Annotated in this window: 14 protein-coding genes; 8 read left to right on the top strand and 6 right to left on the bottom strand. The window is 70.0% G+C overall.

Features of this window, described 5'->3' with window-relative positions; genetic code table 11:
* Nucleotides 1-23 precede the first annotated feature (23 nt).
* Together JEQ17_RS09810 and JEQ17_RS09805 are read left to right on the top strand one after the other, a co-directional pair.
* Nucleotides 24-839 carry an oxidoreductase gene (locus JEQ17_RS09810; RefSeq protein WP_200394870.1) on the top strand — a complete coding sequence of 272 codons (816 nt, stop codon included), beginning with the start codon at nt 24-26 and terminating at the stop codon, nt 837-839.
* Between the two features lie 83 nt (nt 840-922).
* Nucleotides 923-1,789: an alpha/beta fold hydrolase gene (locus JEQ17_RS09805; RefSeq protein ID WP_200394869.1), complete on the top strand. Its 867-nt coding sequence runs from the start codon at nt 923-925 to the stop codon at nt 1,787-1,789.
* Between the two features lie 84 nt (nt 1,790-1,873).
* On the opposite strand, the gene JEQ17_RS09800 is transcribed toward JEQ17_RS09805, so the two are convergent.
* The gene (locus JEQ17_RS09800) at nt 1,874-2,446 is read right to left on the bottom strand and encodes a TetR/AcrR family transcriptional regulator (RefSeq protein WP_200394868.1); all 573 of its coding nucleotides are present in this window, start codon (nt 2,444-2,446) and stop codon (nt 1,874-1,876) included.
* Between the two features lie 140 nt (nt 2,447-2,586).
* Nucleotides 2,587-3,072, bottom strand: coding sequence for a carboxymuconolactone decarboxylase family protein (locus JEQ17_RS09795; RefSeq protein ID WP_200394867.1), 486 nt, complete (start codon nt 3,070-3,072; stop codon nt 2,587-2,589).
* 195 nt (nt 3,073-3,267) lie between these two features.
* Here JEQ17_RS09795 and JEQ17_RS09790 point away from each other — a divergent pair, with 195 nt between their 5' ends.
* Entirely contained in the window at nt 3,268-4,206 is a 939-nt protein-coding gene (locus JEQ17_RS09790; protein WP_200394866.1) for an RNA polymerase sigma-70 factor, read from the top strand.
* A gap of 44 nt (nt 4,207-4,250) precedes the next feature.
* Here JEQ17_RS09790 and JEQ17_RS09785 read toward each other — a convergent pair whose 3' ends face one another.
* Nucleotides 4,251-4,718 (bottom strand): winged helix-turn-helix transcriptional regulator, encoded by a 468-nt coding sequence (locus tag JEQ17_RS09785; RefSeq protein ID WP_200394865.1) that lies wholly within the window; start codon nt 4,716-4,718, stop codon nt 4,251-4,253.
* A gap of 93 nt (nt 4,719-4,811) precedes the next feature.
* On the opposite strand from JEQ17_RS09785, the gene JEQ17_RS09780 reads away from it, so the two are divergent.
* Nucleotides 4,812-5,312: a PaaI family thioesterase gene (locus JEQ17_RS09780; protein ID WP_200394864.1), complete on the top strand. Its 501-nt coding sequence runs from the start codon at nt 4,812-4,814 to the stop codon at nt 5,310-5,312.
* Nucleotides 5,313-5,380: 68 nt separating this feature from the next.
* Here JEQ17_RS09780 and JEQ17_RS09775 read toward each other — a convergent pair whose 3' ends face one another.
* The gene (locus JEQ17_RS09775; protein ID WP_200394863.1) at nt 5,381-6,253 is read right to left on the bottom strand and encodes an SDR family oxidoreductase; all 873 of its coding nucleotides are present in this window, start codon (nt 6,251-6,253) and stop codon (nt 5,381-5,383) included.
* 90 nt (nt 6,254-6,343) lie between these two features.
* Here JEQ17_RS09775 and JEQ17_RS09770 point away from each other — a divergent pair, with 90 nt between their 5' ends.
* From JEQ17_RS09770 to JEQ17_RS09760, 3 genes are all read left to right on the top strand, one after another.
* On the top strand, nt 6,344-7,102 hold the full coding sequence (locus JEQ17_RS09770) for a TetR/AcrR family transcriptional regulator (protein ID WP_200394862.1): 759 nt from the start codon (nt 6,344-6,346) through the stop codon (nt 7,100-7,102).
* Nucleotides 7,103-7,548: 446 nt separating this feature from the next.
* Entirely contained in the window at nt 7,549-8,952 is a 1,404-nt protein-coding gene (locus JEQ17_RS09765) for an amidohydrolase family protein (protein ID WP_200394861.1), read from the top strand.
* 313 nt (nt 8,953-9,265) lie between these two features.
* A complete protein-coding gene (locus JEQ17_RS09760) occupies nt 9,266-10,411 on the top strand; it encodes an MFS transporter (RefSeq protein ID WP_234048136.1) in 1,146 nt (381 codons plus the stop codon).
* A 199-nt stretch (nt 10,412-10,610) separates the two neighbouring features.
* Here JEQ17_RS09760 and JEQ17_RS09755 read toward each other — a convergent pair whose 3' ends face one another.
* Nucleotides 10,611-11,366, bottom strand: coding sequence for an Atu4866 domain-containing protein (locus JEQ17_RS09755; RefSeq protein WP_200394859.1), 756 nt, complete (start codon nt 11,364-11,366; stop codon nt 10,611-10,613).
* A gap of 823 nt (nt 11,367-12,189) precedes the next feature.
* Between JEQ17_RS09755 and JEQ17_RS09750 the strand changes: the two genes are divergently transcribed.
* Entirely contained in the window at nt 12,190-15,096 is a 2,907-nt protein-coding gene (locus JEQ17_RS09750; RefSeq protein ID WP_234048135.1) for an alpha-L-rhamnosidase-related protein, read from the top strand.
* A 54-nt stretch (nt 15,097-15,150) separates the two neighbouring features.
* Here the strand turns inward: JEQ17_RS09750 and JEQ17_RS09745 are convergent, their stop codons facing one another.
* On the bottom strand, nt 15,151-15,486 hold the full coding sequence (locus JEQ17_RS09745) for a hypothetical protein (RefSeq protein ID WP_200394858.1): 336 nt from the start codon (nt 15,484-15,486) through the stop codon (nt 15,151-15,153).
* Nucleotides 15,487-15,538 lie beyond the last annotated feature (52 nt).

The following is a 15,538-nucleotide window of genomic DNA, read 5'->3' as shown; positions in this document are numbered from 1 at the left end:
CATCAATTCCTCAAGGACTCCACATGACGACAACACAGCCGGTGGCACTCGTGACAGGTGCGTCCTCCGGCATCGGCAGAGCGGCCGCCCTCGCGCTCGTAGAAGCGGGCTTCGAGGTGGTCGGAACCGGCCGGAAGACCTCGCAGGTCACTCCGCTCGACGGCGTCACTTTCCTGGACCTCGACGTGACCAGTGACGCGTCCGTCACCGCCCTGGTCCAGCAGGTCACCGACCGGTTCGGCCGGATCGACGTCCTGGTCAACAACGCCGGCATCGGCTCGACGGGCGCCGCCGAGGAAAGCTCCCTGGCGCAGGACCGGCGCGTCTTCGACATCAACGTGTTCGGTCTCATCCGCATGACGAAGGCCGTCCTGCCTCACATGCGCGCCCAGGGCCGCGGACGCATCATCAACACGTCGTCGATCTACGGTTTCATCCCCCAGCCCTACATGGCCGTGTACGTCGCGTCCAAGCACGCGGTCGAGGGCTACTCCGAATCCCTGGACCACGAGGTCCGCGAGCACGGCGTCCGGATCCTCCTCGTCGAGCCCGGCGCGACCAACACCGCGTTCGAAGGGAACATCGTGCAGCCCGACAGGCCGCTGCCGGTCTACGCGGAGCAGCGCCACATCGCCGACCGGCTGGTCGCGGAGGCGGTCAGGGGCGGCGACGCCCCCGCCGTCGTCGCCAAGGCGATCGTCGCGGCAGCCACCGACCCGACGCCGAAGCTGCGCTACACCGCCGGCCCGCTGGCCGGACGCCTCAGCGTGCTGCGCCGCATCGCTCCCGCCCGGACCTTCGACAAGCAGATCCGCAAGTTCAACAAACTGGCCGGCTGACACCAGGGCCGGTCCGAGATTCCGGCAAGGGAGGAGGAGCCGGTACGCGCTCACAGAGAACCCCCACACCGAAGGGCAGGACCATGAACGACTCACAGGACGTACGAGGGCACGAGGTGACGTCGTACAAGAACGCACCGACCCGCACCGTCACCGCCGGGGGAGTGACCTTCGCGTATCGCGAGCTCGGGCCCCGGTCCGGTGTCCCGGTTGTCTTTCTCACCCACCTCGCCGCGGTCCTCGACAACTGGGACCCGCGGGTCGTCGACGGCATCGCAGGCAAGCGGAGAGTCGTCACGTTCGACAACAGAGGCGTCGGCGCTTCGACCGGTTCGACACCGCGCACCATCCAGGCGATGGCGAAGGACGCCGTCACCTTCGTCCGGGCGCTCGGGTTCGACCGCGTCGATCTTCATGGCCTGTCGATGGGCGGCATGATCGCCCAGGTGATCGCGCAGACCGATCCGGACCTCGTCCGCAGGCTGATTCTGACGGGTACCGGACCCGCCGGCGGCGAGGGCATCAAGAACGTGACCCTGCTGTCCCATCTCGACACCGTCCGAGGGCTGTTCACGCTTCAGGATCCGAAGCAGTTCCTCTTCTTCACGCGCACCGCGGCCGGGCGACAGGCCGGGAAGGAGTTCCTGGCCCGCCTCAAGGAGCGCACCCAGGACCGGGACAAGGCGATCTCCCCGATTTCGTACAGCAACCAGCTCAAGGCCATTCACCGGTGGGGGCTGGAGCGGCCCCAGGATCTCTCCGTCATCCGGCAGCCCGTGCTCGTCGCGAACGGTGAGAGCGACAGGATGGTTCCGTCGCAGAACTCGTACGACCTGGCGCGGCGACTGCCGAACAGCGAGCTGGTGATCTACCCCGACGCCGGCCACGGCGGCATCTTCCAGTTCCACCGGGAGTTCGTGGCGACGGCTGTCGAGTTTCTCGAACGGTAGGGGGCGGCAGGCGCCGAGTGCGGCCGTGTGCCTTTCTCCCAGCCCCCTCGGCCCCTTCGGCCGCCTCGGCCCCCCTCAACCCTCTCAGCGCATGAACGCGAGGGCGTTCTCGATTCCCTGATCGAGGACCTCGTCGGAGAACTTCCGGTCGGACAGGGCGCGGGACAGTTGCAACGTCCCCACCACCATGGTGAAGAGCCCGATGGCCCTGCCCCGGGCGGACCGCGGGTTCTCGGGTGTCAGGCGGGCGGCGATCTCCTCCACGATGTCCCGCGCGCCGTCGGTGTAGGCGTGCTTGGTCTCGTCCCCGCAGCGGCCGATCTCGTCGAGCAGGGCGGCGGAGGGGCACCCGAGACCGGGGTGGTCCCGGTGCTCGGGCGACAGGTATTCGCGCACGAAGTCCTCGAGCCCCGGGCGGCCGGGGCGCAGTGTGCCGTAGCTCGCGACCTGCGTGCGCAGTTCCTCGGCCACGACATGGGCGACGAGGTCGTCCTTGGACGCGAAGTGGGCGTAGAAGGCTCCGTTGGTGAGCCCGGCATCCGACATCAGTGTGGAGATGCCCGAGCCGTCGATGCCGTCCTGCTTGAACCGATGGCCGGCCTTCTCGATGATGCGTTGCCGCGTCACCTGCTTGTGCTCCTTGGCGTAGCGCACCACGAGCTTCCTCCGTTCGCTCCGTAAGGCCGATGCCTCGCACCCAAGCCTAAGACATGGGCTGACGTACGTAATATTACGATCGGCAGGCAAGCGGGCGAGTGGGTGAGCAGGCGGGCGAGCAGGCGGGCTTCGGCCGTCGGTCAGTCGAATGCGGCGGCGAACATGCCGGGCTCGTAGGAGCCGCCCCGCTGGTGGACGATCACGGCGAGCCGGTTGGCCGCGTTGATCAGGGCGACCAGGCAGACCAGCGAGGCGATCTGGTCGTCGTTGTAGTGCTTGCGTGCCTGGGCCCAGGTCTCGTCGGACACGCCCTCGTGGGCGTCGGCCAGCCGCGTGCCCTCTTCGGTGAGCGCCAGCGCGGCCCGCTCGGCCTCGGTGAACACGGTGGACTCGCGCCAGGCGGCGACCAGGTTGAGCCGGACCGCGGTCTCACCGGCGGCCGCGGCCTCCTTGGTGTGCATGTCGATGCACCAACCGCAGCCGTTGATCTGGCTGGCGCGCAGCGACACCAGCTCCTGTGTGGACTTCGGCAGCGGTGACTGCTGGATCAGCAGGCCGGCGCCTGCGAACCGCTTGGCGAACCTGCCGGCGATCTCGTTGTCGAACAGGTTGAATCGGGTGTCCATGGCTTCGTCCTCACTCGTGGTGTCGCGGTGGACTCGTGGTGTTGCACTGGCCGAACACGAGATGCCGGCGCCTCGCTCCCTGTGACGGGGCGATGGTGTGACGTGCGCCACGGCCAGTGGATGTCACAGAGCGGCGGCGACCGGCGTCTTGTGCGCGTGAAACCGTCGACAGCGCACAGGCAGGAGCAGCCGGTGATGAGCGAGTACAGCGAGCGCGCGGAGGACACGGCCGGGCAACTCGCCGAGGGCGGACGCACGGACCCCGCCACCGAGGCGTTCGTCGCCCATCGGAACCTGCTGTTCACCGTCGCCTACGAGATGCTCGGCTCGGCCGCCGACGCGGAGGACGTCCTTCAGGAGACCTGGCTGCGATGGGCGGGCGTCGACCTCGGCACCGTGCGGGACCAGCGCGCGTACCTGGTCCGGATCACCACCCGGCAGGCGCTGAGCCGGCTGCGTACGCTCGGCCGCCGCAAGGAGTCCTACGTCGGCTCCTGGCTGCCCGAGCCGTTGCTCACCGCGCCCGACGTGGCCGAGGACGTCGAACTGGCCGACAGCGTCTCGATGGCGATGCTGCTGGTGCTGGAGACTCTGCAGCCGACCGAGCGGGCGGTGTTCGTGCTGCGCGAGGTGTTCGACCTCGCGTACGACGAGATCGCCGAGGCCGTCGACAAGAACCCGGCCGCGGTCCGCCAGATCGCGCACCGGGCCCGGGCGCATGTCGCGGCGCGCAGGCCGCGCGGGGTCGTCTCCCCGGCCGAGACCCGGGACGCGCTCGACGCGTTCCAGCGGGCGGTCGACACGGGCGATCTGCAGAGCCTGCTCGACATCCTCGCGCCGGACGTCGTCCTCCTCGGCGACGGTGGCGGGGTCAAGCAGGCCGTACTGCGACCCATCATGGGCGCCGACAAGGTGGCCCGCCTGCTGGTCGCGGGGATGGGCAGGGTCGCCGACGCGCTGTCACTGCGGCCGGCGCAGGTCAACGGCCACCCGGCGCTGATCGTCCGACTCGACGGCGAGCTCGACACCGTCGTCGCGGTACGCATCGACGACGGCCTCATCACCGGCCTCTACGCCGTACGCAATCCGGAGAAGCTGTCCCACATGGAGCGGGAGACCGCCCTGCGTCGCTGAGTACGGGCCCCTCGGGAACGAACCATCCCGAGCGGGCCCGGGGTTCAGGAGCGGAGGCGGGCGCCGGGTCCCAGTCGGGCGGTGACTTCCCTGGGGGTGAGCGTGGAGTGTTCCGTGGAGCACTCCACGACGACGCGGACCGGAGCGTCGCAGTCGGTGTGGCGGACGTCCAGTACGGGGCCCTCGGCGTCGAGGGCGTGGGTCTCGCCCCACTGGCTCAGTGCCATCAGGACGGGCCACAGGTCCCAGCCCTTGCGGGTCAGCCGGTACTCGTTGCGGGAGCGGCTGCCCGCCTCCTGGTAGGGGACGGTCTTGAGGATCCCGGTCGAGACCAGCTTCCGCAGGCGGTCGCTGAGGACGGCCTCCGACAGGCCGATGTGGCGGTGGAAGTCGTCGAAGCGGCGGACGCCGTTGACGGCGTCACGCAGGATCAGCAGCGTCCATTTCTCCCCGACCACGTCGAGCGTCCGCTGGATGGGGCAGTTCTCCGTGCTCGCCTCAAGCCACTCCATCTCGCCATCCTAAGGGCCTGGCTTCGTCATTGACAGTCAGGTGAGCCGGAAGCTAGCTTCGTTTGCAAAAGTCAGACGGGAAGGCGCTGGATCGTGGGACGAACACGAACGTATGAATGGGAAGACCCAGCGATCCTGGCGGAGGCCGCCGGGCGCATGGCCGGTATCGACTTCCTGCGCGAGGTGCAGGCGGGGCGACTGCCGGCGCCGCCCATCGGCTGCAGCATGGACTTCGCCTTGGACGAGGTGGAGCCCGGCAGGGCGGTCTTCTCCCTGATGCCGGGGGAGGAGCACTACAACCCGATCGGCAGCGTGCACGGCGGAATCTTCGCCACCCTGCTCGACTCGGCGGCGGGTTGCGCCGTCCAGTCCACCCTCCCGCAGGGCATGGCGTACACCTCGCTCGACCTGACGGTGAAGTTCCTGCGGCGGATCACCGTGGACACGGGCCGGGTGCGAGCCATCGGTACGATCGTCAACCAGGGCCGTCAAACCGCCCTCGCCCAGGCGCAGTTGGTCGACGCGAAGGACCGTCTGCTCGCCCACGCCACCAGTAGCTGCCTGCTCTTTCCGGTGCCGCCCGCGCAAGGTTGAGCCTTGGCCTCGGCGGATACCGGTCCATGTGCCTGATCGGTTGGTCGGTCGGTGTCCGTCCTGGCCGGTCAGTGCCCGTCGTTGTCGGGCAGTTCCTTGCGCAGGACCGTGCCCAGGGTGGTGGGTTCGCGGCCGAGCAGGGTGGCCAGTGTCGGGTCGACGGCGGCGAATTCACCGGCGCGGCTCGCCGCGAAGAGGCCCAGCAGCTGGTCCGCCGCCTCGGCGGGGACGCCGCGGCCCATCAGCTGCTGCCGGAACCGGTCGTCCGGTGCGGTGCTCCTTGTGATGGTGCGGCCGGTGACGTCGGTGGCGATGCGTGCGATGTCGTCGAAGGTCAACGCCTGTGCCGCGGTGAGCGGGGGAGTGGGGCCGTCGAAGCGGCCGTCGTCGGCCAGGATGACGGCGGCGGCGTCGGCGAGGTCGGCGTGTGCGGTCCAGCTGACGGGTCCGTCCGCGGGGAGCGCAACGTCGCCGGAGCGCATGGCGTGACCGAGGAACTGCACCGCACTGGTGGCGTAGAAGCCGTTGCGCAGTGAGGTGAACGCTACGCCGGAGGTGCGCAGCGCGTCCTCGGTGGCGGCGTGGTCGCGGCAGGGCTGGAAGCGCGACGAGGCACTGGCGCCCATGTGGCTGGTGTAGAGGATGCGGCGGGCGCCGGCCGCGACGGCACCGTCGATCGCGGCGCGGTGCTGCCGCACGGCTTCTTCGCCCATCTTGTCGACGGAAACGATGAGCACCTGGGAGGCGCCCTCGAAGGCGTGGGCGAGGCTCGCGGCGTCTGTGAAGCTGCCTTGCCGCACCCGTATCCCCTGGTCGGCGAGCGCCTGCGCCTTCTGTGGGTCGCGGACGCTGACGCCGACCTGATCCGCTGGTACGCGGGTCAGCAGCCGTTCGACGGTCTGGCGTCCGAGCTGTCCGGTGGCTCCGGTCACGATGATCATGTTGTGCTCCAGCGGTCTGGTTCCAGTGGAAACGAGTTGAGCGTATCACTGATATTAACGCTGGAAACGTGCATGCGGTATCGTTGATATATGCCATCACGTTCGCGCGCCACGGTCGGTGCTGCCGCCGTCGATTCCGATTCCGGTTCCGACTCCGCAGCTGTCGGCCGTGGGCAGACCCGGCAACGCGTCATCGAGGCCGCCGCCGATCTGCTGGCGCGCGAGGGCCGTGACGCCGTCACCACCCGCGCGGTCGCGGTTGCGGCAGGGTTGCAACCACCTGCCATCTACCGACTGTTCGGTGACAAGGAGGGGCTGCTCGAAGCGGTGGCCGAGCATGGCTTCGCCACGTTTCTCGCGGCGAAGCACGTCGACCCGGACCCGCAGGACCTCATCGAGGACCTCCGGGACGGCTGGGACCTGGCGGTCGAGTTCGGTCTGGCCAACCCCGCGCTGTACACACTGATGTACAGCGAGCCCACGAGGGCCACATCGCCCGCCTTCAGGGCCGGCATGGAGATCCTGATGGGTCGTGTCCGCCGCCTGGCGGCCGGTGGCCGGCTCCGCGTCGACGAGGAACTAGCGGCCACGCTCATCCACGCCACGGCACGCGGCGCCGTGCTCACCTGGCTGTCCCTGCCCGAAGACCGGCGCAACCCGGCCCTGTTGACCACTCTTCGGGAGTCCATGGTCGCCGCGGTGACCAACCAGAAGCCGGCCGTGCAGGACACGGGCCCGGCCGGTGCCGCCCGCGCCCTGCGCGCCACGCTGCCCGAGCAGACGACTCTCAGCGGCGCGGAGCAGCACTTGCTGAGGGAGTGGCTGGACCGCCTCGCCTCTGAAGGCTGAGGTGTCAGGGCGCGTGCGTTCTCGGGGGTGTGCCGAGAGTGCCGTTGGTGTGTGCGTTGTCGGGGGTGTGCCGAGGGCAGTGCGCGCGGCGTAGTTCGGCGCCGAGGGTGGTGCGTCCGGGGTGGCCCGGTGCGGAGGGCGGTGCGCGCGGTGTGGCTCGGCGCTGAGGCGAAGCGCCCGGTGTGGCCCGGCGCTGAGGAGAAGCGTCCAGGGTGGCCCCGCGCTGAGGGCATAGGTGCTCTCGGTCCGGCCCGGCGGTCGATCGCCACGTCTCTTGGCGGTGGGGGCCGCCCTGTCGTCGCGGGCTGTCCTGGGTGCGTCGCACCTAGGGAAACGGCGGCCTGGTTGCCGTGCGGGCGTGGATCGAGTCTTGGACCAGAAGCCACTCGGCCCAGACTCGGCGCCTCCCGCGGCGCCTGCGAAGAGCCACCCGAAAGGGGCCCGCCATGAGCACCGACGACACCACCAGCGCCCGTCTTCTCGAACAACTGCGACGCCAGTCCGCCGACCCGCGTCGGCGGATCCTGTTCACCGGCGCCACCATCGTCACGATGGACCCGGAACTGGGCGTCCTGCACGACAGCGACCTGCTCATCGAGGGCGACGCCATCGCCGCGATCGGGCCGGACCTGACCGCGGAGGCCGGGGAGGGCGCGGTGGTCGTGGATGCCTCCGGCACGATCCTGGCTCCCGGTTTCGTCGACACCCACCGGCACGCCTGGGAGGCCCAGCTGCGCCGGATCATGCCCGACGTCGACGACCTCGGCGGCTATGTGATGTCCACGCTCGCCGGATACGCCACCGTCTACCGCCCGCAGGACATGTACGTCGGCACCAAGCTGGCGGCGCTGACCGCGATCGACAGCGGCATCACCACCATGCTCGACTTCTCCCACAACTCCCGTACCCGCGAGCACTCCGACGCGGCGATCGAAGCGCTGCGGGACACCGGTATCCGCGGGGTGCACGCCTCGATGGGGCCGCACTTCGGGGAGTGGGACCGCCAGTGGCCGGCCGACCTGACCCGCCTCAAGGACCAGTACTTCAGCAGCGACGACCAGTTGCTCACGCTCCGCATGGCGACGCTGGCCACCGACGAGATCGCAGGACCCGTCCTCGCGTACGGCCCCGAACTCGCCCGTACCGCAGCCGACTTGGGCATCGGCGTCAGCGTCGACGCAGTCTTCGGTACGGCCTCGTCCGAGGCTGTACTGTCCTGGGCCGAGCACGGAATCCTCGGCCCCGATGTCACCCTGATCCACGCCACCGGTCTGACCTCCGAGGCATGGAAGGTGATGGGGGAGTCGGGCACCACGGTCGCCCTCGCGCCCACCTCGGACGCGCAGATCGGGCTGGAGACAGCCATCCCCGCCGTGGACGAGGCGCTCGCCGTCGGCATCCGCCCCGGTCTGAGCATCGACGTCGAAGTCGCCCTGGCCAGCGACATGTTCACCCAGATGCGGGCCCTGCTCGCGATCCAGCGGATGCGCGCGGTCAACGCCGCCTACGGCACGGGCGGCGATCTCTCCCGCATCACCACGCACGACGTCCTGGACTTCGCCACTCTCCAGGGCGCGCGGACCAACGGCCTCGGCGACGTCACCGGTTCGCTCACGCCCGGGAAGAAGGCCGACCTGCTGGTCGTCCAGGCCGAGGACCTCAACAACATGCCCCTCAACGACCCCATCGGCACACTGGTGTTGGGCTCAGACGCCCGCAACATCACCGGCGTCCTGGTGGGCGGCGAGCCCCGCAAGTGGAACGGCCAGGTCCTCGACGTGGACCTGCCCGCACTGCGCAGCGAGGTCAGCGCGTCCCGTACGTACGTGCTCAACACACCGGCCGGCTGACCGGAGTTCGGGGGCGCTGCCCGGCTCGGCCGAGCCGGGCAGCGCCCCGTCGGACACGGCCCGACACTCGCCACCAGCACCATCACTCGCACCAACACCCGCACCAACACCCAGAAATCAGCGCCACTGACGTGTGCGCACAACCGGAGTCCCCATGTCCCGCCTCACCATCCTCCGCCGATCCCCATCGCCCACCGCGGCAGACCGGTCCGCGTCACCCGAAGCATCGGACCGGCTCGCAGTGGATCGGCTTGCAGTAGATCGGCTCGCGACGGACCCACCAGCGCCGACCGGCAGCCGTACCGCCTCCACCGTGGCTCTGCTGACCACCCTCGGCGTCCTCGTCGTCGGCCAGATGTACACCGTGCTCGCCATGCCGGCCCTCATGGCCGGCTCCCTGGCCACCACTCCGACACAGACGACGTGGACCGCCACCGCGTTCGGGTTCGCCTATGCGGCGGGGTTCCTGATCGCCGGACCGCTGTCCGACCGCTACGGTCCCCGGACGGTGATCACTGGCGGGCTGGTGGGGACAACCGTCACCACACTGGCAGTGAGCGCCGCTCCCAGTCTCACCTGGGCCGTCGCGCTGCGCATCGTGCAAGGGCTCACCGCGGCGACGTTCGCGCCCTCGGCGTTCTCGTACATCGCAGGCCACCTCGCGCCCCACCGCCGAGGCATCGCCCTCACCTGCGTCACCAGCGGGATGCTGGCCTCGGCCGTGCTCATGCAGATCGGCGCTCAGATCGTCGCGGCCGGACTCGGCTGGCGGATGGTCTTCGTCCTCAGCGCCGCCCTCATGGCACTCAGCCTCTGGCCGGTCCTGCACATCCTGCGCCCCACGGCGGCACTGGACTCCGGCCCCAGTCTGCTCCAGGCCTTCGTCGCGGTACCTCGTCTCCTGCGCAAGCCTCGCCTCGTCGCCCTGTACCTCGCGACGGCCACTGTCATGGCTTCCTTCGTGGCCGTCTACACCGCGGTCGTCGTCGCCGGGCCCCCTGGCGTCGCGGGCGACAACGCCGCCCTGCTCGCCCTGCGGGCCAGCGCCCTGCCCGCCCTCGTGGCCGTACCGCTCCTCACCTCTGTCCTGCATCGCCTGGCAGCGCCGGTGCGCGTCGTACTGGCGATGTTCGTGGCGGCCGGAGCGGTCGCGGCGGGCTCCGCGCCGGGCGGCGATGTCCGCGTCCTCGCGCTGGTGTTGCTCGTGTTCGTGGCAGCGGTGGCGATGGCCGCTCCCGCCGTCGTCGAGATCGTTCACGCCATGGCGTCCCATGCCCGGGGCGCGGGTGTCGCCCTCTACGCCTGCAGCATGTTCCTCGGTGCCAGCCTGGGCCCGCAACTGGCCGGTGCCCTGTCCGGGCAGGGCTTCGGCGGCATCCTCCGCGCCGTCGCCGTACTGCTGGTCGTGGGCACGCTGCTCTCTCTACCTGCCCTGACCGGCCGCCGGCGCGACCTGTGAAACCTGGCGGAGCCCGACGTGGCTCCGTCGCGGACAAGCGAGAGCTCCAGCCCCTCCGCCTGATGGCGAACGGGGGCTGGAGCTCACTGGTTTGTTCAACGCCCGTACGGGTCAACGCTGGTACGGGTCGACGCCGGTACGGGTCAGGGCCAGAACAGGTCAACGCCGGTACGGGCAAGGCCCGTACCGGCGTTGGGCGTCAGCCCAGTCGCATGGCGTACCCCGCGTGATGCAGCTCCTCGCCCTGGAACTCACCGAAGGCCCAGAAGCCGAGGTCGTCGAGGTAGTCGATGCGGTCGCCGTCGACCCAGTACCGGCCCTGGTAGGCGTGCGGGCGGCCGCCCCGGGTCTCGTCGTAGCGGCCGTCGGCGGTGAGTTCCTGGTGCAGGAAGTCGTTCTTGTCGATCCAGACGCCGACGCGCGGGCTGCCGGTCATGTCCCCGGCGGCCGGGATGCCCGCCTCGGGCGCGGTGGGGCGGTCGGGGGCGTCGGCGCCGGCCCACAGAACGGGCTTGCCGCCCGCGACCAGGGCGCGGACCTGGTCCGGGCGGGTCAGGAGTGTGGCCTGCGCACTCGGCACGTCGGCGGCGAGCTCGTCGGGCACGACAAGCAGGTCGCCGACGTTCCCAGGCGTCAGCGTCGCGACGTACTCCGAGCGGTGGCCGCGTCCGCCGACCAGGGCGACGGTGTCCACGACGGCCGGTACGACGGTCATGCCCGTGCAGTCGACGACGATGGCGTTGTCGTCCTGTGCCGCGGTGATGATGCCGGGGCCCACGCCCACGAGCAGGGCGCCCACGAGCAGGACGTCGGCGCCCGTCATGGTCCCGATCAGCGGATCCATGGTCAGGACCCGGGCGTTGGTGAACAGGACGGGACGTCCCGCGTCGTTCGAGAGGATCTCGTCGAAGGCCTTGCTGTTCCAGTTGACGGTGTCCGTGTCGGTGTCGCTCATCGCCTGCTCCTCAGGTGAGTGGGTCCGTCGGCCTGTGGATTGCGTCGAGCGCGTTCGCGCCGGCCGAGGCGGGGTCGGCAGCTCCCTGCGGCTGCCCTACGGCCAGCCTGGTCGCGGCCACGGAACGGAACCAGGCCGCCGTTTACCCAGGTGTATGGCACCCACCTTGCGCGCCGGTTCGTATGCGTTTGCATTGCGGCGGCACGTCCGGCGACGGTCCCCGACCTGGCCGCGGTTCGATCAGCACGCGGCCAGTCCCCGACCGGCGCGCGGCGAGCGGCATCGACGGCCCGAGCGCCTGCGCCCACCCGTGCCGAGGGCCTGGGTGCCGTGAGCTTCCAGCTCCGTTCGTCAGCCCGCGCGCCAGCCGCGCGTCAGCCCGCGCCGACGGTGAGCGCTCCGAGGGCACAGGCCTGGGTACGCCGTCCGGTCGGTACGCCGTCCGGTCGGGGGCGGGGCCGCCACCGGCCCCGTACCACTGGACAGGGGCGGCGACACGGCGAAGCCCTCGCCGAGGCACCGGAAACCACCAGTGCCGTCGTACGCCCCACCCCGCCGCCCAGAAAATCCAGCAGTGGTCCATACCTGTCCCCGGGGAGTGAATCGTTTTGGCGAGTCCCTGTCAATGCCTCAAGAGGCGGCATTTTCAGTGGAGTTCAGGAGGGGTGTGATGGGTTGACAGTCCATTTACGGGCGCCCATCATCGGTGCAACTTCGGCGAGGCGCCTCGCAGACCCACCGTTCCATGAGTCCCAGGCCTTCGTGGGCGATCGATTTGAATCGATTCAGGCAGCTTGTTTCGGAACCGATCCGGGAGGTATCCATGCGGCGCCGCCGTCTCCTGCTCCACCGAACGCCCTTGCCGGGGCACCTGGTCGGCCTCGCCATGGTCGCGGCCTCCGTGCTGGCCGTGGCTCCCGCGCCGTCCGCCGACGCATCCGCTCCCGCGTCCCCGGCGACGGCGGATGCCCCAACTGTCGCACCCCGAGCGGCCGTTGACCCCCTGAACTACTCGCCGACGTCACGCACCCTCAAGCCGACCGCCGTCCACAAAACGTCGGGCAGTGTCGCGAACCCGCAGAACGTCCTCAGCGGACAGTCGACGAGGATCTCCGGCTCACAGTCGGCCATCACCCTCGACTTCGGCAAGGAAGTCGGTGGTGTGACAACGTTGTCTTTCGGGAGTGTCAGCAGCGCCGGCCAACGCGTCGGCCTGGCCTTCAGCGAGTCGTCCCTGTACGTGGGCAACAACAGCGACCGGAGCAGCGGCCGCGACGGGGAGGACGGGGCCCTCTACGCCACGGCCTCCGCCAACGGCACGTACACCGTGCCCACCGCGAAACAGCGGGGCGGCTTCCGCTACCTCACCGTCTTCCTCGACACCTCGGGATGGGTGGACCTCAAGGGCGTGAGTCTCGACTTCACGGCGGCTCCGGGGAAGAGCAACCCGGCCGACTACGCCAACTACTTCCACTCCAACGACGAACTGCTCAACCGCATCTGGTACGCCGGGGCGTACACCGTGCAGCTCAACACGATCGCCTCGAACCAGGGCCGCGCCTGGCCCCCGCCGGCCTCGGAGTGGGACAACGGCGCAACCGTCGGCGTGGGTGACTCCATCCTGGTCGACGGGGCCAAGCGCGACCGTACGGTGTGGCCCGGCGACCTGGGCATCGCCGTACCCAGCCAGTACGCGTACTCGGGCGACCTCACCTCGACCCGCAACGCGCTCACCACGATGTTCGACGCGCAGTCCGCGGAGGGTGAAATCCCCTGGTCGGGGCCGCCGTTCAACCTCAAGGGCTCGGACACCTATCACACCTGGACCTTGCTGGGCACGTCGACGTACTACACGTACACGGCCGACCGGGCGTGGCTGGACTCCCAATGGGCCGACTACAAGCGTGGGATGGCCTTCATCATCAACAAGATCGGCGGCAGCAACCTGCTCAATGTCACCCGCACACAGGACTGGGCCCGTTCCGGCCAGGGCGGCGAGAACATCTCCGCCAACGCACTGCTGTACGCCGCGCTCAGAGGCGGCGCCACCCTGGCCACGGTGGAGGGCGACAGCGCGCTCGCCGCGAGCTGGAACAGCAGGGCCGCCGCCCTCAAGACCGCGGCCAACTCCCGTCTGTGGGACCCCTCGAAGGGGATGTACAAGGACAACCCGACCAGCGGCCTGTACCCGCAGGACGGCAACTCGCTCGCCGTCTGGTACGGACTCACCGACTCCACGGCCAAGGCGAAGAGTGTCATCGCGGGGCTCGGCACACGCTGGGGCACCTACGGTCCGACCACTCCCGAGTGGGGCGGCAACGTCTCGCCCTTCGTGGGCGGCATGGAGCTGAACGCCCGATTCACCGCCAATGACGACCACGGCGCCCTGAACCAGATCCGCCGTACCTGGGGCCACATGCTGAACAGCGACATCGGCACCAGGAGCACGTTCTGGGAGGGCATCAGGGCCGACGGCGGCCTCGCCTACGGCGGTTCGTTCATGAGCCTGGCCCATGGCTGGTCCAGCGCGCCGACCTCCACGCTCACCTTCGACGTGCTCGGCACCGCGCCGGAGTCGGCGACCGGCGCGTACCGCTTCGTCCCGCACCCCGGCGATCTGACCAGCGCCGAGGGCCGCATCACCATGCCGCAGGGCGCCCTCAACGCGTCCTGGTCCCGCGACCCCGCCGCCGGCACCTACTCGGCGCACCTCACCAGCCCGGCCGGTACCACCGGCCGTATCGGTGTCCCGAAGTTCGGCGGCGACAACGTCTCCGTTTCCGTGAACGGCAACGTCGTCTGGCGCAACGGAACCTTCACGCCCACCTCCGGCATCACCGGCGGCAGCCAGGACGACACCTATGTCTACCTCACCGGTGTCGCCCCGGGCGGCTACACCGTGACCGCCACCGGACTGGGCAATCCCGCTCCGCCCGCCGAGCCGGGTACCGGCGCCCTGCGCGCGGGCTTCACCCGCTGTGCGGGCGAGGGCGGTACGTGCTCCTTCAGCGGCACCCGCGCGGTGGCCTACGGGGCCGGAACGTACAGGTACAAGACGGCGAACGGCAGCACCGCGTGCACCAACACCTCCTTCGGCGGCGACCCGGCGTCGGATCTCGTCAAGTCCTGCTACGTCGCCGACGCGGGCGGCCCGCCCGGCTACACCGTCTGCGCGGCCGAGGGCGCCAACTGCTCCGTTCCCGGCTACAACCGCGACGTGGCGTACGGCGCCAACGGCAACTTCGCCCACCAGGTCACCAACGGTTCCGTCGCCTGCAGCAACGCCCACTTCGGCGATCCCATCGACGGCGTGGCCAAGTCCTGCTACCTGCCGCCGGCCGGGGGACCGCCCGGTGGCTGGACCAAGTGCGCGGACCAGAACGGCACTTGCCCGGCCGCCGCCGGACAGCCGGTGATGTATGGAGCCTTCGGCGCGTTCGCCACCGTCACGGCGACCGGTGACACCCCGTGCACCGACGCCACGTTCGGCGACCCGATCTCGGGGGAGTCGAAGGCCTGTTACACGGCCACCGGCGGCCCGGCCGGCTATGCCACGGCCTGCTCCGCCGAAGCGGGCACGTGCGCCTTCGGCGGCCAGCGAACCGTCGCCTACGGAGCGCGGGGCAGCTTCGTGTACAAGTCGTTCACCGGCGGCTCCGGCTGCACGACCGCGGCATTCGGCACCGATCCGCTGCCGGGTGTGAGCAAGTCCTGCTACCTCACGTCCTGAGCGGTACGACGCCTCCGGCAGCCCCCGCTCCCCGCGTGTTCGGGGGCTGCCGGATCACTCCGGGTGGGCCGCCGCGTCCTTCTGCAGCTGCACCGCCGCCAGCAGGCTCAGTTGCGGCTCGGCCTGACGCAGTGCCTTCACCGCCGAGACCGAGGTGATGTCCCCGGTGAAGCCGACGTCGGTCAGCCGGGAGCGTACCCAGCGGGCGCGCAGCTGGCTCTCGGTGGCGGCGGCGGTGGACTCGACGAGTGCGGCGGCGCGTTCCAGGCCCGGGCGCTCCTCCGGCGAGGCCTCGGCCAGCGCCTGGCGCAGGGCCGCCGCGACCACGTCCGCGTCCCGGATGGCCAGCACGAAGTTGTTCTTCTTGCTCAGTCCCATGATTCCTGTCATGGGGATCAGCCTCGCTGTCATGTCCCATGAGTGCAAAGCGACTTGAGGAGGC

The organism is Streptomyces liliifuscus (genome assembly GCF_016598615.1).
Classification (GTDB): domain Bacteria; phylum Actinomycetota; class Actinomycetes; order Streptomycetales; family Streptomycetaceae; genus Streptomyces; species Streptomyces liliifuscus.
This window is presented reverse-complemented; position numbering and strand designations above follow the sequence as displayed.